This is a genomic window from Pseudomonas sp. BRM28, assembly GCF_002939405.1.
Taxonomy (GTDB): domain Bacteria; phylum Pseudomonadota; class Gammaproteobacteria; order Pseudomonadales; family Pseudomonadaceae; genus Aquipseudomonas; species Aquipseudomonas palmensis.
This window is the reverse complement of the sequence record NZ_PEFV01000001.1, coordinates 2,463,976-2,483,463: the sequence shown is the minus strand read 5'-3', so window position 1 is coordinate 2,483,463 and position 19,488 is coordinate 2,463,976. Positions and strand designations below refer to the sequence as shown.

18 protein-coding genes are annotated in these 19,488 nt (G+C 63.2%); 6 read left to right on the top strand and 12 right to left on the bottom strand.

Translation table 11 applies throughout. The annotated features are described in order from the left end of the window. Nucleotide 1 precedes the first annotated feature (1 nt). The 7 genes from CR917_RS11845 to acs form a co-directional block, all read right to left on the bottom strand. Complete coding sequence (locus CR917_RS11845) at nucleotides 2-1,222, bottom strand: aspartate aminotransferase family protein (protein WP_043860287.1); 1,221 nt, start codon at nucleotides 1,220-1,222, stop codon at nucleotides 2-4. A 318-nt stretch (nucleotides 1,223-1,540) separates the two neighbouring features. After that, nucleotides 1,541-2,521, bottom strand: coding sequence for a transcriptional regulator ArgR (argR, locus tag CR917_RS11840; protein WP_043860286.1), 981 nt, complete (start codon nucleotides 2,519-2,521; stop codon nucleotides 1,541-1,543). Between the two features lie 107 nt (nucleotides 2,522-2,628). Continuing rightward, complete coding sequence (locus tag CR917_RS11835; protein WP_043860285.1) at nucleotides 2,629-3,393, bottom strand: ABC transporter ATP-binding protein; 765 nt, start codon at nucleotides 3,391-3,393, stop codon at nucleotides 2,629-2,631. A 65-nt stretch (nucleotides 3,394-3,458) separates the two neighbouring features. After that, nucleotides 3,459-4,157: an ABC transporter permease gene (locus CR917_RS11830; protein WP_054916584.1), complete on the bottom strand. Its 699-nt coding sequence runs from the start codon at nucleotides 4,155-4,157 to the stop codon at nucleotides 3,459-3,461. Then, nucleotides 4,154-4,843 carry an ABC transporter permease gene (locus CR917_RS11825; protein WP_054916585.1) on the bottom strand — a complete coding sequence of 230 codons (690 nt, stop codon included), beginning with the start codon at nucleotides 4,841-4,843 and terminating at the stop codon, nucleotides 4,154-4,156. The genes CR917_RS11830 and CR917_RS11825 overlap by 4 nt, the downstream gene beginning before the upstream one ends. A gap of 90 nt (nucleotides 4,844-4,933) precedes the next feature. After that, the gene (locus CR917_RS11820; protein ID WP_043860283.1) at nucleotides 4,934-5,716 is read right to left on the bottom strand and encodes an ABC transporter substrate-binding protein; all 783 of its coding nucleotides are present in this window, start codon (nucleotides 5,714-5,716) and stop codon (nucleotides 4,934-4,936) included. Between the two features lie 533 nt (nucleotides 5,717-6,249). Further along, entirely contained in the window at nucleotides 6,250-8,211 is a 1,962-nt protein-coding gene (acs, locus tag CR917_RS11815) for an acetate--CoA ligase (RefSeq protein ID WP_043860282.1), read from the bottom strand. Between the two features lie 414 nt (nucleotides 8,212-8,625). Between acs and CR917_RS11810 the strand changes: the two genes are divergently transcribed. Next, nucleotides 8,626-8,886 (top strand): DUF2790 domain-containing protein, encoded by a 261-nt coding sequence (locus tag CR917_RS11810; protein ID WP_043860281.1) that lies wholly within the window; start codon nucleotides 8,626-8,628, stop codon nucleotides 8,884-8,886. 87 nt (nucleotides 8,887-8,973) lie between these two features. Here CR917_RS11810 and CR917_RS11805 read toward each other — a convergent pair whose 3' ends face one another. Then, on the bottom strand, nucleotides 8,974-10,533 hold the full coding sequence (locus CR917_RS11805) for a sigma-54-dependent phenylalanine hydroxylase transcriptional regulator PhhR (protein WP_043860280.1): 1,560 nt from the start codon (nucleotides 10,531-10,533) through the stop codon (nucleotides 8,974-8,976). Nucleotides 10,534-10,805: 272 nt separating this feature from the next. Here CR917_RS11805 and phhA point away from each other — a divergent pair, with 272 nt between their 5' ends. From phhA to CR917_RS11785, 5 genes are all read left to right on the top strand, one after another. Next, on the top strand, nucleotides 10,806-11,594 hold the full coding sequence (phhA, locus tag CR917_RS11800) for a phenylalanine 4-monooxygenase (RefSeq protein WP_043860279.1): 789 nt from the start codon (nucleotides 10,806-10,808) through the stop codon (nucleotides 11,592-11,594). Between the two features lie 44 nt (nucleotides 11,595-11,638). After that, the gene (locus tag CR917_RS11795; RefSeq protein WP_036994257.1) at nucleotides 11,639-11,995 is read left to right on the top strand and encodes a 4a-hydroxytetrahydrobiopterin dehydratase; all 357 of its coding nucleotides are present in this window, start codon (nucleotides 11,639-11,641) and stop codon (nucleotides 11,993-11,995) included. Beyond that, nucleotides 11,995-13,188 carry an amino acid aminotransferase gene (locus CR917_RS11790; protein ID WP_104572316.1) on the top strand — a complete coding sequence of 398 codons (1,194 nt, stop codon included), beginning with the start codon at nucleotides 11,995-11,997 and terminating at the stop codon, nucleotides 13,186-13,188. The genes CR917_RS11795 and CR917_RS11790 overlap by 1 nt, the downstream gene beginning before the upstream one ends. 203 nt (nucleotides 13,189-13,391) lie before the next feature. Further along, entirely contained in the window at nucleotides 13,392-13,523 is a 132-nt protein-coding gene (locus CR917_RS27680; protein WP_255002693.1) for a hypothetical protein, read from the top strand. Between the two features lie 137 nt (nucleotides 13,524-13,660). Then, nucleotides 13,661-14,860, top strand: a complete 1,200-nt coding sequence (locus tag CR917_RS11785) for an MFS transporter (RefSeq protein ID WP_058540765.1) — start codon at nucleotides 13,661-13,663, stop codon at nucleotides 14,858-14,860. Here CR917_RS11785 and arfB read toward each other — a convergent pair. From arfB to scpB, 4 genes are all read right to left on the bottom strand, one after another. After that, a complete protein-coding gene (gene arfB / locus CR917_RS11780) occupies nucleotides 14,854-15,267 on the bottom strand; it encodes an alternative ribosome rescue aminoacyl-tRNA hydrolase ArfB (protein ID WP_043864296.1) in 414 nt (137 codons plus the stop codon). The genes CR917_RS11785 and arfB overlap by 7 nt on opposite strands. Nucleotides 15,268-15,367: 100 nt before the next feature. Continuing rightward, on the bottom strand, nucleotides 15,368-16,789 hold the full coding sequence (locus CR917_RS11775) for an amino acid permease (RefSeq protein WP_043864106.1): 1,422 nt from the start codon (nucleotides 16,787-16,789) through the stop codon (nucleotides 15,368-15,370). 703 nt (nucleotides 16,790-17,492) lie between these two features. Continuing rightward, a complete protein-coding gene (rluB, locus tag CR917_RS11770; protein ID WP_054916588.1) occupies nucleotides 17,493-18,557 on the bottom strand; it encodes a 23S rRNA pseudouridine(2605) synthase RluB in 1,065 nt (354 codons plus the stop codon). Nucleotides 18,558-18,710: 153 nt separating this feature from the next. Then, nucleotides 18,711-19,475, bottom strand: coding sequence for an SMC-Scp complex subunit ScpB (scpB, locus tag CR917_RS11765; RefSeq protein ID WP_043864108.1), 765 nt, complete (start codon nucleotides 19,473-19,475; stop codon nucleotides 18,711-18,713). Nucleotides 19,476-19,488 lie beyond the last annotated feature (13 nt).

The following is a 19,488-nucleotide window of genomic DNA, read 5'->3' as shown; positions in this document are numbered from 1 at the left end:
ATCAGGCCTTGGTCAGTGCAGCGGCAGCGCGTTCGAAGCGGTCCAGGCCTTCATCGATGTCGGCATCTTCCACCACCAGGCTGGGGGCGAAACGCACCACGTCCGGGCCGGCCTGCAAAACCATCAGGCCTTCTTTCTCGGCAGCGTTGAACACGTCCTTGGCCTTGCCCTTCCAGGCATCGGACAACACGCAACCGATCAGCAGGCCCAGGCCGCGGACCTGGGTGAACAGGCCGTACTGCTGGCCGATCTTCTCCAGGCGCGCCTTGAAGCGCTCGTGCTTGGCCTTGACGCCCGCCAGCACTTCAGGGGTATTGACCACATCCAGCACCGCAGAGGCCACGGCGCAGCCCAACGGGTTGCCGCCATAGGTGGTGCCGTGGGTGCCCACGGCCAGGTGCTTGGCCAGCGCTTCGGTGGTCAGCATCGCGGCAATCGGGAAACCGCCGCCCAGGCTCTTGGCGCTGGTCAGGATGTCGGGGGTCACGCCGTAGTGCATGTAGGCGAACAGCTCGCCGGTACGGCCGACGCCGGTCTGCACTTCGTCGAAGATCAGCAGTGCGTTGTGCTTGTCGCACAGCTCGCGCGCGCCTTGCAGATAGGCCTTGTCGGCCGGCACCACGCCGCTCTCGCCCTGGATCGGCTCGATCACCACCGCGCAGGTCTTGTCGCTGATCTGCGCCTTGAGCGCTTCGAGGTCGTTGTACGGCACATGGCTGATGCCGGTGATCTTAGGGCCGAAGCCGTCGGAGTACTTGGGCTGGCCACCGACGCTCACGGTGAACAGGGTGCGACCGTGGAAGCTGTTCACGGTAGCGATGATCTCGTGCTTTTCAGGGCCGAAGCGGTCGTGGGCGACACGACGGGCCAGCTTGAAGGCGGCCTCGTTGGCCTCGGCGCCGGAGTTGCAGAAGAACGCACGCTCGGCAAAGGTGGCGTCGACCAGCTTGTGGGCCAGACGCAGGGCTGGCTCGTTGGTGAACACGTTGGACACGTGCCACAGCTTGTTGGCCTGCTCGGTCAGCGCACCGACCAGTGCCGGGTGGGCGTGCCCCAGGACGTTTACGGCGATGCCGCCAGCGAAATCGATCAGCTCGCGCCCCGCCTGGTCCCATACACGGGAGCCCTGGCCACGCACGGGGATGAAAGCGGCCGGCGCATAGTTGGGGACCATTACCTGGTCGAAATCGGCGCGTTGCACCGGAGCTTGCTCAACGGACATCGGAGTCTCCTGAAGAGGAACGCCTGCCTGGAACTGGCGAGCGATGGGGGGATTGTAAGGACTGATGAACGCCCGGCCTTGCCGCCAAGCGACAACTTCTTATAGCGCCAAACCCTGTTTTGCCAAGGCTTTCGGCAATGCGACAAATAGGGTCGCAAAGGCGCAGTTTAAACGGTGCGCGGTGCTGGCGGGGAGATTGTGTCACGCACGGATTTGCGGGGGCTTCTTCGCTGGCAAGCCAGCGCCCTCGGGCCTGTGCAGCCCCCTTCGAAGCTGTGGGCGCTGGTTTGCCGCCGAAGGTCGCGCTGCGCTACCGAATCAGCCGCGCTCGGCAGGCGCCGACGACAACTCGAACGGGCTGTTGCTGCGGCGCTGGTTGCGGTCTTCGCGTGGCGTTGCGCCAAAGAAGTTGCGGTACGCGCTGGAAAAATGCGGCCCCGACGAGAACCCGCACGACAGGCCGATCTGGATGATCGACTTGCTGGTCTGCATCAGCATCTGGCGCGCCTTGTTCAAGCGCAGCTCCAGGTAATACTGGCTGGGCACCCGATTGAGGTACTGCTTGAAGATCCGCTCCAGCTGCCGGCGCGATACGCACACATGCTGGGCAATCTCGTCGGTGGTCAACGGCTCTTCGATATTGGCCTCCATCAGCAGCACCGCCTGGGTCAGCTTCGGATGGCTGGAGCCCAGGCGATTCTGCAGCGGGATGCGCTGACGCTCGCCCCCCTCGCGAATGCGCTCGACCACCAGCTCTTCGGACACCGCACCGGCAAGCTCGGCGCCATGGTCACGGGCCAGCACGGCCAGCAGCAGGTCCAGTACCGACATGCCACCACAGGCGGTCAGCCGATCGCGATCCCAGTCGAACAGGTGGCTGGTGGCGATGACCTTGGGGAAGCGCTCGGCGAAGTCATCCTGCCAGCGCCAGTGCACCGCGGCGCGATAACCATCCAGCAGGCCCAGCTGGGCCAGCGGATACACACCTGCCGAAAGACCGCCCACCACGCACCCCGAGCGCACCAGTTGCTTGAGCGCGCTGCCCAGCGCCGCGCCTACCGCCTGCGGCGGCTCATCGGCCAGCAGAAACAGCTTCTGGCAACCTTCCAGCCGCCCCACCCAGGCTTCGCCAGGCAAGCGCCAGGCGCCCTCCGGCGCAGGTTCGGCCTGCAGGAACAGCAGCTCGTAGACCACTTCGGGGTGCACCTTCTGGGCCACCCGCAAGACCTCTTCGGCCAGCGCCAGGGTCAAGGCCTTGGTGCTGGGCCAGAGGAGAAAACCGATTCGCTGGGTGGTCATTGGGTAAGGTCCGAAACCTGAGAGGAGTCTGGGAGAAAAGCCTCGATCGAGGCGCAGCATGCCCTATTCTGGTGCAAAGCGGCAGCCTCGAACTGTAGCACGGTCGATTATTTCAGGCTGCCGGACAGGAACTGCTGCAACCGCTCGGACTGCGGGTTGACCAGCACTTCACGCGGGTTGCCGCTCTCTTCGACCACACCCTTGTGCAGGAACACCAGCTGGTTGGACACCTCGCGGGCGAAGCCCATCTCGTGGGTCACCACCACCATGGTGCGGCCTTCCTGGGCCAGCGCCTGCATCACCTTGAGCACATCGCCCACCAGCTCCGGGTCCAGCGCCGAGGTCGGCTCGTCGAACAGCATCACTTCAGGCTCCATCGCCAGTGCACGGGCAATCGCCACACGCTGCTGCTCACCACCGGACATATGGCCCGGGTAGGCATCCTTGCGATGGGACACACCGACCTTGGCCAGATAGTGCTCGGCCTTTTCCAGCGCGTCCTTGCGGCTCATGCCCAGCACGTGAACCGGTGCCTCGATGATGTTCTCCAGCGCAGTCATGTGCGACCACAGGTTGAAGTGCTGGAACACCATCGACAGGCGCGAGCGCATGCGCTGCAACTGCTTGGGGTCGGCCGCCTTCAGCGCGCCGTCCTTGTTCGCCACCAGCTTCAACTCTTCGTTGTTGAGCAGGATCTTGCCGGCATGCGGCTGCTCGAGCAGGTTGATGCAGCGCAGGAAGGTGCTCTTGCCCGAGCCGCTGGAGCCGATGATGCTGATCACATCGCCCGCCTTGGCCGCCAGGGACACACCCTTGAGCACTTCGTGACTGCCATAGCGTTTGTGCAGGTCTTGGACTTCGAGTTTGTACATGCTGTCGGTTCTCACAAAGCGTCAGTCCCGGGCCTGCGCCCGGGGCGAAAAAGTTGCCGCCGGGCTCAGCCCTTGCGCGGCGCCAGGTAGCCGAGCCAGCGGCGTTCAGCCAGCTTGAACAGGCGCACCAGAATGAAGGTCAGGCACAGGTAGAAGACACCGGCGGTGATGTACGCCTCGAACGGCAGGTAGTACTGGGCATTGACCGTGCGCGCCGCACCGGTGATGTCGATCAGGGTCACGATCGACGCCAGGCTGGTGGTCTGCAGCATCATGATCACTTCATTGCTGTATTGCGGCAGTGCCCGGCGCAGGGCCGAGGGCAGCAGGATGCGGCGGTACATCTTGACCCGCGACATGCCCATCGCCTTGGCCGCCTCGATCTCGCCGTGGGGCGTGGCCTTGAGGCTGCCGGCGATGATCTCGGCGGTGTAGGCACTGGTATTGATGGCAAAGGCCAGGCACGCACAGAAGGTCGCACTGGACAGCCACGGCCACAGGAAGCTCTCGCGCACCGCCTCGAACTGGGCCAGCCCGTAATAGATCAGAAACAGCTGTACCAGCATCGGCGTGCCACGAATCACGTAGGTGTAGAGCCAGGCGCTCATGTTCACCAGCGGCTGCTTGGACACCCGCATCAGGCCCAGCGGCACTGCCACCAGCAGGCCGAACAGCAACGACAGCGCCAGCAGCTTGAGCGTGGTCAGCATGCCGCTCAGGTACAGCGGCATGGCTTCCCAGATGACGTTGTAATCGAAAATCATAGATCAGCCGCCTTTACGCCAACCGAGTAGCGTTTCTCGAGGTAACGCAGGGCCAGCAACGAGACACTGGTGATCACCAGGTACAACGCCGCGACCGCCAGGAAGAACGTGAACGGCTCGCGGGTCGCGTCCGCCGCCTGCTTGGCCTTGAACATCATGTCTTGCAGGCCCACCACCGAAATCAGTGCGGTGGCCTTGGTCAGTACCAGCCAGTTGTTGGTGAAGCCAGGGATCGCCAGGCGAATCATCTGCGGCACCAGCACCCGGAAGAAGATCTGCAGGCCGCTCATGCCATAGGCCATGCCGGCTTCGGCCTGCCCCTTGGGGATGGCCATGAAAGCGCCGCGGAAGGTTTCGGACAGGTATGCACCAAAGATGAAGCCCAGGGTACCGATACCCGCCATCAGCGGATTGAGGTCGATGTAATCGTCGAAACCGAGCAAGGGTGCGACGCGGTTGAGCAGGTCCTGACCGCCGTAGAAGATCAGCAGGATCAGCACCAGGTCGGGGATCCCGCGGATCACCGTGGCGTACAGGTCGCCCAGCCAGGCCAGCCAGCGCACCGGCGACAGCCGCAGCGCCACGCCGATCAGGCCCAGTACGATGGCCAGGGCCATGGACGACAAGGCGAGCTGTAGCGTCAGCCATGCTCCATCGAGGATGACTGCCCCGTAGCCTTTCAACATGTTGAGGTCCTCGACCTTAGGGATGAAAAAATGGTGCAAACCTCAGCGCTTCTGCTGCTTGCACCATTGAACAGGTGAAACGTCGACGGATTACTGCGCGTCAGGGCCGTAGATGTCGAAGTTGAAGTACTTGTCCTGGATCTTCTTGTACTCGCCATTGGCACGGATGCCGTCGATGGCGGTGTTGATCTTGTCCTTCAGGGCGTCGCCCTTGCGCACGGCGATACCGATACCGTCACCGAAGTACTTGGCGTCGGTGAAGGACGGGCCTACGAATGCATAGCCCTTGCCGGCGTCGGTCTTGAGGAAGCCGTCTTCGAGCAGGGTCGCATCGGCCACGGTGCCATCCAGACGACCGGCGGCAACGTCCAGGTAGATTTCGTTCTGGGTGCCGTAGGGAACGATGGTGGCGCCTTTGGGGGCCAGCACTTCCTTGGCGAAACGGTCGTGGATCGAGCCACGCTGAACGCCGATCTTCTTGCCCTTGAGTTCGTCCAGGCTGTCGCTGACGGTGGTACCGTCCTTCATCACCAGGCGGGCCGGCGTGAGGTAGTAGCGCTTGGTGAAGTCCACGGACTTCTTGCGATCATCGGTGATCGACATGGACGACAGGATGGCGTCGATCTTGCGCACCTTGAGCGCCGGGATCAGGCCGTCGAATTCCTGCTCGACCCAAACGCACTTGACCTTCATCTCTGCACACAGCGCGTTGCCGATGTCGTAGTCGAAGCCCACGATGCTGCCGTCCGGCGCCTTGGAAGCGAACGGTGGGTAGGCGGCCTCGATGCCGATCTTCAGTGGTTTTTCATCAGCCAGCGATGCCAGGGAAAACACGGACAGCGCCAGGGCGCCAAGCAGTGCGAGTTTCTTCATCTGGGAACTCCATCGGTAAAGGGCAATACGTGACAGGCCGATTGGCCGTCGACGTTGCGAATGGGTACAACGCGAGCTGCGCAGGGCTCGACGAAACAGGGTCGAGGCATCACGAGCGAGTGATTGGCATTTTAGCGACAGCTCCGAACCCGATATTTCTTCAATGCGACAACTAGTTACAGAAGCGCCGGAAGTCAGGGTCGGAGATATTGACAGCTTTCGCGGAATATGCAAAAGCGAGAGACAAATAACCTATCAATCAAGCAATAACCGCGCCCATTATTGGCAAAGCCTTGTAATCCGGCAAGTGCAGCGTGGCAGCCATGCAAAATTGGCGTGGTGGATGCGCCCGGATCGGGCGGCGGCGTTTCCCAATGCCCCGTTTGTGTGCGAAACCGGTGACAGAAAAGGTTACCGATGAAAGTCGGCGTAACAGGCATGAAAAAGCCCCGCAGTGCGGGGCTTTGTGCTGACAGCCAACCGGCCCTATCGCCGGCAGGTCGCCCTACAAGGGCCGGCCTGCCGGCGATGACTCAGGCTGACGCCAGGTTCATCGACTTGTGCGTGTCGATCAGGTGCTGCACCACACCCGGGTCGGCCAGCGTCGAGATGTCGCCCAGGCCGTCGTACTCGGCCGTGGCGATCTTGCGCAGGATACGGCGCATGATCTTGCCCGAGCGGGTTTTAGGCAGCCCTGGTGCCCACTGGATCACGTCTGGCGAGGCGATCGGCCCGATCTCCTTGCGCACCCAGTTCTTCAGCTCCAGACGCAATGCTTCGCTCGGCTCCTCGCCACCGTTGAGCGTGACGTAGACATAGATGCCCTGCCCCTTCAGATCATGCGGCACACCGACGACCGCCGCCTCGGCGACCTTCGGGTGCGCAACCATGGCGCTCTCGATCTCGGCGGTCCCCATGCGGTGGCCCGAGACGTTGAGTACGTCGTCGACCCGGCCGGTGATCCAGTAGTAGCCGTCTTCGTCGCGGCGCGCGCCGTCACCGGTGAAGTACATGCCGCGGAAGGTCTTGAAGTAGGTGTCGACGAAACGGTCGTGATCGCCGTACAGCGAACGCGACTGGCCCGGCCACGAATCGAGGATCACCAGGTTGCCCTCGGCGGCGCCGTCGATCAGGTTGCCCAGGTTGTCCACCAGCGCCGGCACCACGCCGAAGAACGGACGGGTGGCCGAGCCCGGCTTGAGCGCAGTGGCGCCCGGCAGCGGGCTGATCAGGATGCCGCCGGTCTCGGTCTGCCACCAGGTGTCGACGATCGGGCAACGCTCCTTGCCCACGGTGGTGTGGTACCAGTTCCAGGCTTCAGGGTTGATCGGCTCCCCCACCGAGCCCAGCAGGCGCAGGCTCGAACCGTCGGCATCCTTCATGGCCGCCTGACCTTCGGCCATCATCGCGCGAATGGCGGTGGGCGCGGTGTAGAGGATGTTGACCTTGTGCTTGTCGACGATCTTCGCCACACGGGTGATGTCCGGGTAGTTCGGCACGCCTTCGAACAGCAGGGTGGTGGCGCCGTTGGCCAGCGGGCCATAGACGATGTAGCTGTGGCCGGTCACCCAGCCCACGTCGGCGGTACACCAGTACACGTCACCAGGGCGATAGTCGAACACGCGCTCATGGGTCAGCGAGGCGTATACCAGGTAGCCGCCAGTGGTGTGCAGCACGCCCTTGGGCTTGCCGGTGGAGCCGGAGGTATAGAGGATGAACAGCGCTTCTTCGGCGCCCATCTCTTTCGGCGCGCAATGGGCAGAAGCCACTTTCATCAGGTCTTCGTACCAGATGTCGCGGTGCTGGTGCCAGGCAATGTCGCCACCGGTGCGCTTGCACACGATGATCTTCTGCACGCTGGCGGTTTCCGGGTTGGTCAGCGCCAGGTCGACGTTGGCCTTGAGTGCGGTACGACGCCCGCCACGCAGCCCTTCGTCGGCGGTGATCACGACCTTGGACTTGCAGTCGATGATGCGGCCGGCCAGCGCCTCGGGCGAGAAGCCGCCGAACACCACCGAGTGGATCGCGCCGATACGCGCGCACGCCAGCATGGCGACCACGGCTTCGGGAATCATCGGCATGTAGATGGTCACCACGTCGCCGCGGTGAACGTCCTGGCCACGCAGGGCGTTGGCGAACTTGCAGACCTGCTCGTGCAGTTCGCGATAGGTGATGTTGCGGTGCTCGGAAGGGTCGTCGCCTTCCCAGATGATCGCCAGCTGATCCCCACGCTCGGCCAGGTGACGGTCCAGGCAGTTGTAGGAAACGTTCAGAGTGCCGTCGGCAAACCACTTGATGTCGACATGGTGGTCGTCGAACGAGGTCTGCTTGACCTTGGTGAAGGGCTTGATCCACTCGAGGCGCTGAGCTTGCTCGCGCCAGAAGCCGTCAGGGTTGATCACCGACTGCTGGTACATGGCCTTGTAGGTCGCCTCGTCGGTCAGCGTGTTGGCCGCAACCTCGGGACGCACGGGATACAGGGGAGCCGCACTCATCTTTGTTACCTCGGTGTAATAGTTGTTTTTGTATGACCTCGTTTTAACTGTACCAGAGCGCCAAGGGCCATTCGACGTTGGTAGTAACGGGACCTGCATTTGGTCCAACACTGCGCGCCGACCGCTCTGGCACGGGCGTTCCAGCGCGGCAACAGATAGAAAAATAAATCCCGAGGTGAAATTTCAACTGATTGTTACAGTTTCCGCCAACAGTGTTTATCAAAACGGGCTCTGTTTCGGGGCCCGCCACACTCCTAGAATTCACCTCGCCAGCAACGGCAACGCGAATTAACTGGTAACAGCCCCCACGAAGGCATGTTAATCCCGCGATAACCCTGAAAGTTTCAACTTGCTGCACACGCCGCGCCACAAGCGCAGCGTGACCCCTTACGACCTTAGACAGGTAACTTGAAGATGAAAGCTTTACTGGTATTGGCACTCGGTAGTTTTTGCGCATCGGCCATGGCGGCTGAAGTTGCAGATGTTTCCGCCGAGCAGATTCCGGTTGAACAATACAGTTACTCGCAACATCTGGACATCGCCAAAGTCATTTCCATGACCGAAGTCCCGAACGTCTGCGAAGTGGTTCCGGCCCGCATGACCTACGAGGACTCCCAAGGCCAGAAGCACATTCTCGAATACCGCGTCATGGGTAACGGGTGCTCCAACGGCTGATAGAGCACACTGACGGTAGTTGCGCCTCGGGCCTTGTGTCGACGAGGCGCACCCTCGCTGCAAACAGTAACTTCCCCGCCTTTAAAGTCACTCCACAACTTTGCCGATTGCGTAATCACGCAACTTGTTGGCAATGGTGGTATGCGAAACGCCCAGGCGTTTACCCAGTGCTCTGCTACTGGGGAATTCACCCTGCAAACTTTCAAGTACGGCTTTTTCGAAACGACCGACTATTTGCGACAAGTCACCTTCTAGGGAAAACTCGCCCAAAGGTTGGCGCGCGCCATAATCGGGCAGGCGAATATGCTCGGCCTTGACCACCCCGCCGTCGCACAATGAAACCGCCTGGAACAGTACGTTCTCCAGTTGCCGCACGTTGCCCGGCCAATGGTATTGGCTCAGGCGCTCCATCGCCGCCGGTGCCAGGCTCGGCAACGGGCAGCCGATCTGGCGGCTGGCCTGGTCGAGAAAATGCTCCACCAGCGGCGCCAGGCCGTCCAGGCATTCGCGCAGCGGTGGAATGTGCAGCGACAGCACGTTGAGGCGGTGATACAGGTCCTGGCGAAACTCGCCGCGGGCGCACAACTCCGACAAGTCCACCTGGGTCGCGCAGATCACCCGCACATCCAGGTACACCTCCTCGTCACTGCCCACCCGGCGAAAGCAACCGTCCTGCAGAAAGCGCAACAGCTTCACCTGCAGGCGCGGGCTCATCTCACCCACGCCGTCGAGAAACAGCGTGCCGCCCGCGGTCAGTTCCAGCAGGCCAAGCTTGCCCTCGGCGCGGGCGCCTTCGAACGCCCCCGGCCCGTAGCCGAACAGCTCGGTCTCGGCCATCGACTCGGGCAGCCCGGCACAGTTGAGCGCCATCAGCGGCGCCTGCCCACGCGGACTGGCCAGGTGGCAGGCACGGGCCAGCAACTCCTTGCCGGTACCGGTCTCGCCCTCGATCAGCAGTGGCGCATCCAGCGGCGCCATGCGACGTGCCTCGCGCACCACCGCCGCCATCACCCTGGAGCTCTGGAAAATGCTGTCGAACCCACGCAGCTCCTGCTTGCGCACGTTGTAGATGCGTTCGCCGATTCGGTCAGCCCGGTGCAGGGTCAGCACGGCCCCTGCCAGCGCCTCGCTGTCATCGTGCTCGGACTGCAGCGGTGCGATATCGGCCAGGAACACATCGCCTTTGATCTTCACCCGCAAGCCGTTGATGCGTGACTTGTTGGCCCGCACCAACTCCGGCAGGTCGAAATCCTCGGCATACCGCGACAATGCAATGCCCGGCACTTCGTCCACCCGCACCCCGAGCAACTGCGCCGCCGAACGGTTGGCCGCGACGATCGAGCCCCCCATGTCGATCGACAGCACGGGAAAATCCAGCGCACCCAGCAAGGCATTGAGCTCCATGTGCCGGCGCTCGCTGGGCATCAGGCCCACCCGCTTGACCCCGAACACGCCGGTAATGGCTTCGAACTTGGGGCGCAGCGCCTGGAACTGCAGGTTGATCAGGTTCGGGCAGTGCAGGTAGATGGCATTGCCATGCTCGCCCCCCACCTCGCCGCGGGCCACGTTGATCCCGTACTCGACCAGCAGGTTGAGCATGTCGCGCAAGATACCGATGCGGTTCTGGCAGTGCACTTTGATACGCATGAAAGGTCCTACAAACAAGAAGACGAGGCCAACTATCTGCACAACGGCATGAATTCTCGTAAAGAATACGTTACAAAAAGGCGGATTCACAGCTACCAGCACCTGCGTTTTCTCGGCACTTCGGCACCACCGTAAAATCTGCGTTACAAAAATACGGTTGAACGGCCCGCCGGGCACGAGGCAACGGGATGCAAACACCAGGGTGAGGGGGTATTCCTAGGGCATGGCGAAAGCCACCCTATAACAATAAAGGCCCTCATCAGGAGAGCAGCATGAAACAGACGCACTACGTGGCCCGCGAGCCCGATGCGCAGGGTTTTATCGATTACCCGCCGCAGGAACATGCGGTGTGGAATACCCTGATCACCCGCCAGCTGAAGGTGATCGAGGGGCGCGCGTGCCAGGAGTACCTGGACGGCATCGAACAACTGAACCTGCCTCATGACCGCATTCCGCAACTGAGCGAGATCAACCAGGTACTGGGCGCCACCACCGGCTGGCAAGTTGCCCGCGTGCCGGCCCTGATCCCCTTCCAGACCTTCTTCGAACTGCTGGCCAGCAAGCGCTTTCCGGTGGCCACCTTCATTCGCACCGAAGAAGAACTCGACTATCTGCAAGAGCCCGACATCTTTCACGAGATCTTCGGCCACTGCCCGCTGCTGACCAACCCCTGGTTTGCCGAATTCACCCACACCTACGGCAAGCTCGGCCTGGCCGCGACCAAGGAACAGCGCGTCTACCTGGCCCGCCTGTACTGGATGACCATCGAGTTCGGCCTGGTGGACACCCCGCAGGGCCGCAGGATCTACGGCGGCGGCATCCTCTCCTCGCCCAAGGAGACCGTCTACAGCCTGTCCGACGAACCGGAACACCAGGCCTTCGATCCGCTCGAGGCCATGCGCACGCCTTACCGCATCGATATCCTGCAGCCGGTGTACTTCGCCCTGCCGCAGCTCAAGCGCTTGTTCGACCTGGCCCACGAAGACATCATGGGCATGGTTCAACGCGCCATGCAGCTGGGCCTGCACGCCCCCAAATTCCCCCCCAAGGTGGCCGCTTGAGCCACCCTGTACACCTATAACAACCACTTGCGGAAGAATCACCTATGAACGCCTTGAACCAAGCCCATTGCGAAGCCTGCCGTGCCGACGCCCCACAGGTCAGCGACGAAGAACTGCCGGTACTGATCAAGCAGATCCCGGATTGGAACATCGAAGTGCGCGACGGCATCATGCAGCTGGAAAAAGTGTTCCTGTTCAAGAATTTCAAACATGCCCTGGCGTTCACCAACGCAGTGGGCGAGATCTCCGAAGCCGAAGGCCATCACCCTGGCCTGCTGACCGAGTGGGGCAAGGTCACCGTGACCTGGTGGAGCCACTCGATCAAGGGCCTGCACCGCAACGACTTCATCATGGCCGCGCGCACCGATGAGGTCGCCAGCACCGCAGAAGGTCGCAAGTAATGCACTTCGGCGCCATCGCGCGCGTGCCGGGCGACCCGATTCTGGGGCTGATGGAGGCGTACGCCAGGGACACCAACCCCGACAGGTTCGACCTGGGGGTTGGCCTGTTCAAGGACGCCCAGGGCCTTACCCCGGTGCCCAGGGCGGTCAAGCTGGCCGAACAGCGCCTGCTCGACGGCCAGACCAGCAAGAGCTACGTAGGCGGTCACGGGGATGCAGCCTTCGGACAACTGATCGCGCAACTGGTACTCGGTGACGACGCGCCACTGCTCGCAGCCCGGCGCGCAGGCGCCACGCAAACCCCGGGCGGCACCGGCGCACTGCGACTGGCGGCGGAGTTCATCCGCCAGTGCCTGCCAGGGCGTGGCATCTGGCTGAGCGACCCGACCTGGCCGATCCACGAAACGCTGTTCGCCAGTGCCGGCCTGAAGGTCAGCCACTACCCCTATGTGGGCGCAGACAACCGCCTGAACGTGACCGGCATGCTCGCGGCACTGGAATCGGTGCCCACGGGCGACGTGGTGCTGCTGCACGCCTGCTGCCACAACCCCACCGGCTTCGACCTGTCGAAGCAGGACTGGCAGGCGGTGCTGGAAGTGGTCAAGCGCCGCGAACTGCTGCCGCTGATCGACTTCGCCTACCAGGGCTTCGGTGACGGGCTGGAGCAGGATGCCTGGGCCGTGAGGCTGTTTGCCCAGGCCCTGCCGGAGCTGCTGGTGACCAGTTCGTGCTCGAAGAACTTCGGCCTGTACCGCGAGCGCACCGGTGCGCTGCTGGTATGCGCCGACAGCGCCGAAAAGCTGCAGGATGTGCGCAGTCAGCTGGCATCGATTGCACGCAACCTGTGGTCGACGCCGCCAGACCATGGCGCGGCGGTGGTGGCGACGATTCTTGGCGATCCGGCGCTCAAGCGCCTGTGGGCCGACGAAGTCGACGCCATGCGCCAGCGCATCGCCATGCTGCGGGTCGGCCTGGTCGAGGCGCTGCAGCCCCATGGGCTGAGCGAGCGGTTCGCGCATATCGCCGCGCAACGCGGAATGTTCTCCTACACCGGCCTCTCACCGCAGCAAGTGACGCAACTGCGCGAGAAGCACAGTGTGTACATGGTCGGTACCGGGCGGGCGAACATCGCCGGGGCGGATGCGGCCAGGCTGCAGGTGCTGGCGGCGGCCATCGCGGACGTCTGTCGCTGAACCCTTCGTCGGCAAGGCCGGCTCCTACAGGGACGACGTCGATCCGTGTAGGCGCTGGCCGTGCCGGCGAAGCCGTTGAAGGCCACCAATCAGCAGGAAAATTCATACTGTCATCCAGACTCCTGTATCCTGCCCAGGCTTTATCGAAGCCAAGCGCGCCTTGCGCAGCCTTTCCACCTTATAAACTTGCGAGGAACGACGAGATGCATGAAATCCCGAATCTTCCCTTCCCAAGCCTGAACCAAGCCGAGCAGCCTGCTGCTCCTCTCAGCGCCGAACCTGCCCACGTGGCAGATTCCGATGGCGACGAAACCCCGAGCGCCGAACAGGAATAAACCGCGCACTACCCGGCGTGTGAAAACCACTACGACAGGGGACGACCCCGGCAACGGGTTTTCACACCGCCAAGAACCCTCCCCGCGTTCCACAGGTCTATGATAGGCACTCCAGCCCGTCACCTCCCGGACCTTCCATGCCTGTCACACCGCGCCCCCTGGCGGTCACCCTGCAAGTCGTCTCCATCGTGCTGTTCACCTTCATCGGCTACCTCAACATCGGCATTCCCCTGGCCGTGCTGCCCGGCTTCGTGCACGACACCCTGGGGTTCGGCGCCGTGGTCGCCGGCCTGGTGATCAGCGTGCAATACCTCGCCACCCTGCTCAGCCGCCCCTATGCCAGCCGCCTCATCGACAATCAGGGCTGCAAGCGTGCGGTGATGTACGGCCTGGCCGGCTGCGGCCTGAGCGGCGTGTTCATGTTGCTGGCCGCCTGGCTGCAGGCCACGCCCTGGATGAGCCTGACCAGCCTGCTGGTGGGGCGCCTGGTGCTGGGCAGCGCCGAAAGCCTGGTGGGTTCGGGCGCCATCGGCTGGGGCATCGGCCGGGTGGGCGCGCAGCACACCGCCAAGGTGATCTCCTGGAACGGCATCGCCAGCTACGGCGCGCTGGCCATCGGCGCACCGCTGGGGGTGGTGCTGGTACAGCAGCTGGGGCTGTGGAGCATGGGCGTGAGCATCCTGCTGCTGTGCGCGGCAGGCCTGGCGCTGGCCTGGCCCAAGCAGGCGGCGCCGATCGTCAGTGGCGTGCGCATGCCGTTTCTGCACGTGCTGGGGCGGGTGTTCGGGCATGGCTCGGGGCTGGCGCTGGGCTCGATCGGCTTTGGCACCATCGCCACCTTCATTACCCTGTACTACGCCAGCCAGTCCTGGCACAACGCCGCGCTGTGCCTGAGCCTGTTCGGCGCCAGCTTCATCAGCGCACGCCTGCTGTTCGGCAACCTGATCAACCGTCTGGGCGGCTACCGTGTCGCCATTGCCTGCCTGAGCGTGGAGACGATCGGCCTGTTGCTGCTGTGGCTGGCCCCCAGCGCCGAACTGGCACTGGCCGGTGCGGCACTGAGCGGCTTCGGCTTTTCGCTGGTATTCCCGGCGCTGGGGGTAGAGGCGGTCAATCTGGTGCCGGCAGCCAACCGCGGTGCCGCGGTGGGGGCCTACTCACTGTTCATCGACCTGTCGCTGGGTATCACTGGCCCACTGGCGGGGGCCGTGGCGGCAGGTTTCGGCTTTGCCTCGATCTTTCTGTTTGCGGCAATCGCCGCCTTGTGCGGCCTGCTGCTCAGCCTTTACCTGTACCGCCAGGCACGACTGAACCCGGTACGCCACACGCTTCAGTAGTCGATCTTGCCGCGCCCGGCCTTGATCGCCCCGCGCTTGCTCTTTGACTCCAGGCGACGGGTCTTGGAGCCCAGGGTCGGGCGCGTAGGCCGCCGCGCCTTCTCGACCTTCACCGCCGCCAGAATCAGTTCGCGCAAGCGCTCCAGGGCGTCGGCCCGGTTCTGCTCCTGGGTACGGTATTGCTGGGCCTTGAGCACGATCACCCCGTCGCTGGTGATCCGGCTGTCACGCAGGCCCAGCAACCGCTCCTTGTGAAACGGCGGCAGTGACGAGGCATTGATGTCAAAGCGCAGGTGCACGGCGCTGGAGACCTTGTTGACGTTCTGCCCACCGGCGCCCTGGGCGCGAATGGCGTTCAATTCGATCTCGTCATCGGGAATGTGCACGGCGTTGGAAATGATCAGCATGGGCCTGGCTTTGCGCGAATTGGCCTTCAGGATACCCGCCCTGGTGCACAAAACCAAAAAGCCCGGCACAAGGCCGGGCTTTCATTGCAGCATCCTGCGCTTACTTGAGGGCGGCGCTCGGCACTGCAGGGGCGCCGTTGGCGCTGCGCTTGCTCTTGAGCCAGTAGAAGCCCCACATCACCACCAGCCATACCGGAATCGCGTACACCGATACACGGATGCCCGGCATCAGCAGCATGATGCCCAGGATGAACACCACGAACGCCAGGCAGAGGTAGTTGCCGTAGGGGTAGATCAGCGCGCGGAACAGCGACTTCTGACCGGTACGGTCCATGTGCTGGCGGAACTTGAGGTGCGAGTAGCTGATCATCGCCCAGTTGATCACCAGGGTCGCCACCACCAGCGACATCAGCAGCTCCAGGGCGCTGTGCGGCATCAGGTAGTTGAGCAGCACCGCCACCACGGTAACGGCTGCCGACGCCAGAATCGAGCGTACCGGCACGCCACGCTTGTCGATCTTGGCCAGGCTGGCCGGCGCATCACCCTGCTCGGCCATGCCGTAGAGCATGCGCGCGTTGCAGTAGGTGCCGCTGTTGTACACCGACAGCGCCGCGGTCAGCACCACGAAGTTGAGGATATGCGCTGCGGTGTTGCTGCCCAGCAGCGAGAACACCTGCACGAACGGGCTGGCGCTGTAGGCATCGCCCGAGCTGGTCAGGCTGCTGACCAGGCTGTCCCACGGGGTCAGCGACAGCAGTACCACCAGGGCACCGATGTAGAAGATCAGGATGCGGTAGATGACCTGGTTGATCGCCTTGGGGATCACGGTCTTCGGCTTGTCGGCCTCGGCTGCGGTGAACCCGAGCATTTCCAGGCCGCCGAAGGAGAACATGATGATCGCCATGGCCATCACCAGGCCGCCGACGCCGTGCGGGAAGAAACCGCCGTGGGCCCACAGGTTGGTGACCGAGGCTTCAGGGCCGCCGCTGCCACTGACCAGCAGGTAGCTGCCCAGGCCGATCATGCCGACGATGGCCAGCACCTTGATGATCGCGAACCAGAACTCCGCCTCGCCGAACACCTTCACGTTGGCCAGGTTGATCGCGTTGATGAGGATGAAGAATGCGGCTGCCGAGGCCCAGGTGGGGATCTCCGGCCACCAGTAGTGGACATACTTGCCGACCGCGGTCAGCTCCGACATCCCCACCAGGATGTACAGCACCCAGCAGTTCCAGCCCGACAGGAAGCCGGCGAAACCGCCCCAGTACTTGTGGGCGAAGTGGGCGAAGGAGCCGGCCACCGGCTCTTCGACGATCATCTCGCCCAGCTGGCGCATGATCAGGAAGGCAATGAAGCCGCAGATCGCATAGCCCAGGATCATCGACGGGCCGGCCGATTGCATCACCCCGGCCGACCCCAGGAACAGGCCGGTGCCGATGGCGCCACCGAGGGCGATCAGCTGGATGTGGCGGTTTTTCAGGCCACGCTTGAGCTCACCTGAATGCGAGTTTTGTCCACTCATGAACGGAGTCACCTGTTTGTTTTTATCTGTGACGGAATCGGACCCACCGCGCTCGTGGCGCAGCGGAATTAACAAGGTGGTATACCTTGAGGAGTCTTGGACCAGAGCCTTCGGTACGGGCGGCAGCCCGAGGCGAATCAGCCCGGAGTCAGCAAGGTTGCGCGGTACGCAGTTGGGTCACAGTTAAAACGCGGCGCATTGTATACCCTTGCTTTGGCGCAGGGGTCAACACGTTGCGTGACTGTCGGATGACAAGACGCAGCGGTCCGGCGGGGGTTCTGAAGCCTGGGGGAGTGTACGGCGTGCATGGCGCCTCCATTTCTTGTTATGGCTTGCCCGGCTCTGCGGCGGGGCTTTTGCACTTGGCAATGGCGGCTATCACACCGTGGTTGCGGGGGTTGGGCAAGAGGTTGACGTGGACGGAAGGTGAGGGTCGCCGACGTTTTCGGCAAGGTTTGTTTACAGCCTGAAGGATGGGCTGGCTTGCCCAATCAGTACGCCACAAGTCGTAACGAATTATTTACGACGTGGTTCAAAAAGTTTCCACTGGTTGCCTTGGAGTGTCTGCGCCGGCCCTCCGCCGGCAACGCCGACTCCTACACTGCGAGTGCAATGCCTGTAGGAGCCGGCCTTGCCGGCGAAGGGCACGTGAAAACACCACAGGCACAAAAAAGCCAACCCGAAGGTTGGCTTGTGTGAGCGCTTACTCAGCCCGCGGCGGCTTGCCACGGCTGCTGCCCGGCCGCTTGGGTGCGGAGCCGGCCGGCTTGCGCTTGTTCATGTCGCTCGGACGCTCGGCCACGGTGCTGCGGCCCTTGCGTGGCGAGTCGTCACGCGGCTGGCGCGCTGCGCGCTCGGTGGTCGCGCCACCTTCCTTGGCCGGGCGCAGGGTGCGCACGCGCTCGCCACGGCCCACCGGCTTGGACGACTTGCGCTGCATGCGCTCGAGCTTGTCCTTGACCTTGGCCTTCATCGCTGGCATCGCCACCGGCTTGAGCCCCACTTCGGCAGCCAGGATGTCCACTTCGCCCTGGCTCATTTCGCGCCAGCGGCCCATCGGCAGGTCGCTGTTGAGGAACACCGGGCCAAAGCGCACACGCTTCAGGCGGCTGACCACCAGGCCCTGGGATTCCCACAGGCGACGCACCTCACGGTTGCGGCCTTCCATCACCACGCAGTGGTACCAGTGGTTGAAACCTTCACCGCCCGGGGCTTCCTGGATGTCGGTGAAACGCGCCGGACCGTCTTCGAGCACCACGCCCGCCTTCAGGCGCGCGATCATGTCTTCGTCCACTTCGCCGCGTACACGCACTGCGTATTCACGGTCCATTTCGGACGACGGGTGCATCAGGCGGTTGGCCAGCTCACCATCGGTGGTGAACATCAGCAGGCCGGTGGTGTTGATGTCCAGGCGACCGACGTTGATCCAGCGGCCCTCTTTCGGGCGCGGCAGGCGATCGAACACGGTCGGGCGACCTTCCGGGTCGTCACGGGTGCAGATCTCGCCGTCGGGCTTGTTGTACATGATGACGCGGCGCACGGTCTCGGCGGCTTCTTCACGCTTGATCAGGCGGCCGTCGACCGAAATCGCGTCGTGCATGTCGACGCGCTGGCCAAGGGTGGCGTCCACGCCATTGACCTTGATGCGACCCTGGCTGATCCAGGCCTCGACGTCGCGGCGCGAACCCACGCCGATGCGCGCGAGTACCTTTTGCAGTTTTTCGCCGGCTGGACGCGGCGGGCTATCGTGCAGATCCTGTTCACTCATCTGGGCACCTCCCGGTGTAGTGCTGCTGAAAATCATTGAATTGGCCAAACAAGCGCCAAAAAAGGTCGCGAATCATACGCCGAACCGACGACAAACGCACCACAGACTAGCCGATATTGCACCCCAGGACGCTGTTTTCCGCTCGAAGGCCGCTCATCCCTGCGGCGAACCGGGCGCTGCCTGGCCCTCATCGGGTTCATCGGCTTGCTCGAGCAGGTCGTCGAAGTCGGTCTTGAGCCCCTGCTCCATCGAGTCCAGCTCCAGCAACAGGCTGTGAAAGCTGGTCTCCTCGACCGGGGCTTCGGGCTCGGCGCTCTCGTCGGCCAGGGCCTGCAGGTGGGCCGGCACCGGTGCATCATCCACTTCCAGCAATGGCTCGGGTTCCATCTCGCGCAACTCGGCCAGCGAGGGCAGCTCGTCGAGGTTCTTCAGGTTGAAGTGGTCGAGAAAGGCCTTGGTGGTGGCGAACATCGCCGGTTTACCGGGCACTTCGCGGTAGCCCACGATGCGCACCCACTCGCGCTCGAGCAGGGTCTTGATGATATTGGTGTTCACCGCCACGCCCCGCACATCCTCGATCTCGCCACGGGTGATCGGCTGGCGATAGGCGATCAGCGCAATGGTTTCGAGCAACGCACGCGAATAGCGCTGCGGCCGTTCTTCCCACAGCCGCCCGACCCAGGGCGCGTAGTCCTCGCGGATCTGCAGGCGGTAGCCCGAGGCCACCTCCTTGAGCTCGAACGCGCGCCCGGCACAGGACTTGCGCAGCACCTCGAGGGCCTTCTTGAACACGCCGGGCTCAGGGCGCTCGGCCTCTTCGAACAGCTCGTACAGGCGCTCCAACGATTGCGCCTTGCCAGAGGCGAGCAGGAAGGCTTCCAGCAGCGGCGCCAGGTCACGGGGGTCGGTCAGGTTCATTGGGGTGCTCGTG

Coding starts and splice junctions, on each gene's coding strand:
- scpB (WP_043864108.1), bottom strand. CDS start 19,475: ATGAACCTGACCGACCCCCGTGACCTGGCGCCGCTGCTGGAAGCCTTC.
- CR917_RS11795 (WP_036994257.1), top strand. CDS start 11,639: ATGAACGCCTTGAACCAAGCCCATTGCGAAGCCTGCCGTGCCGACGCC.
- phhA (WP_043860279.1), top strand. CDS start 10,806: ATGAAACAGACGCACTACGTGGCCCGCGAGCCCGATGCGCAGGGTTTT.
- CR917_RS11835 (WP_043860285.1), bottom strand. CDS start 3,393: ATGTACAAACTCGAAGTCCAAGACCTGCACAAACGCTATGGCAGTCAC.
- acs (WP_043860282.1), bottom strand. CDS start 8,211: ATGAGTGCGGCTCCCCTGTATCCCGTGCGTCCCGAGGTTGCGGCCAAC.
- CR917_RS11775 (WP_043864106.1), bottom strand. CDS start 16,789: ATGAGTGGACAAAACTCGCATTCAGGTGAGCTCAAGCGTGGCCTGAAA.
- rluB (WP_054916588.1), bottom strand. CDS start 18,557: ATGAGTGAACAGGATCTGCACGATAGCCCGCCGCGTCCAGCCGGCGAA.
- argR (WP_043860286.1), bottom strand. CDS start 2,521: ATGACCACCCAGCGAATCGGTTTTCTCCTCTGGCCCAGCACCAAGGCC.
- CR917_RS11790 (WP_104572316.1), top strand. CDS start 11,995: ATGCACTTCGGCGCCATCGCGCGCGTGCCGGGCGACCCGATTCTGGGG.
- CR917_RS11810 (WP_043860281.1), top strand. CDS start 8,626: ATGAAAGCTTTACTGGTATTGGCACTCGGTAGTTTTTGCGCATCGGCC.
- CR917_RS27680 (WP_255002693.1), top strand. CDS start 13,392: ATGCATGAAATCCCGAATCTTCCCTTCCCAAGCCTGAACCAAGCCGAG.
- CR917_RS11825 (WP_054916585.1), bottom strand. CDS start 4,843: ATGTTGAAAGGCTACGGGGCAGTCATCCTCGATGGAGCATGGCTGACG.
- CR917_RS11785 (WP_058540765.1), top strand. CDS start 13,661: ATGCCTGTCACACCGCGCCCCCTGGCGGTCACCCTGCAAGTCGTCTCC.
- CR917_RS11845 (WP_043860287.1), bottom strand. CDS start 1,222: ATGTCCGTTGAGCAAGCTCCGGTGCAACGCGCCGATTTCGACCAGGTA.
- CR917_RS11820 (WP_043860283.1), bottom strand. CDS start 5,716: ATGAAGAAACTCGCACTGCTTGGCGCCCTGGCGCTGTCCGTGTTTTCC.
- CR917_RS11830 (WP_054916584.1), bottom strand. CDS start 4,157: ATGATTTTCGATTACAACGTCATCTGGGAAGCCATGCCGCTGTACCTG.
- CR917_RS11805 (WP_043860280.1), bottom strand. CDS start 10,533: ATGCGTATCAAAGTGCACTGCCAGAACCGCATCGGTATCTTGCGCGAC.
- arfB (WP_043864296.1), bottom strand. CDS start 15,267: ATGCTGATCATTTCCAACGCCGTGCACATTCCCGATGACGAGATCGAA.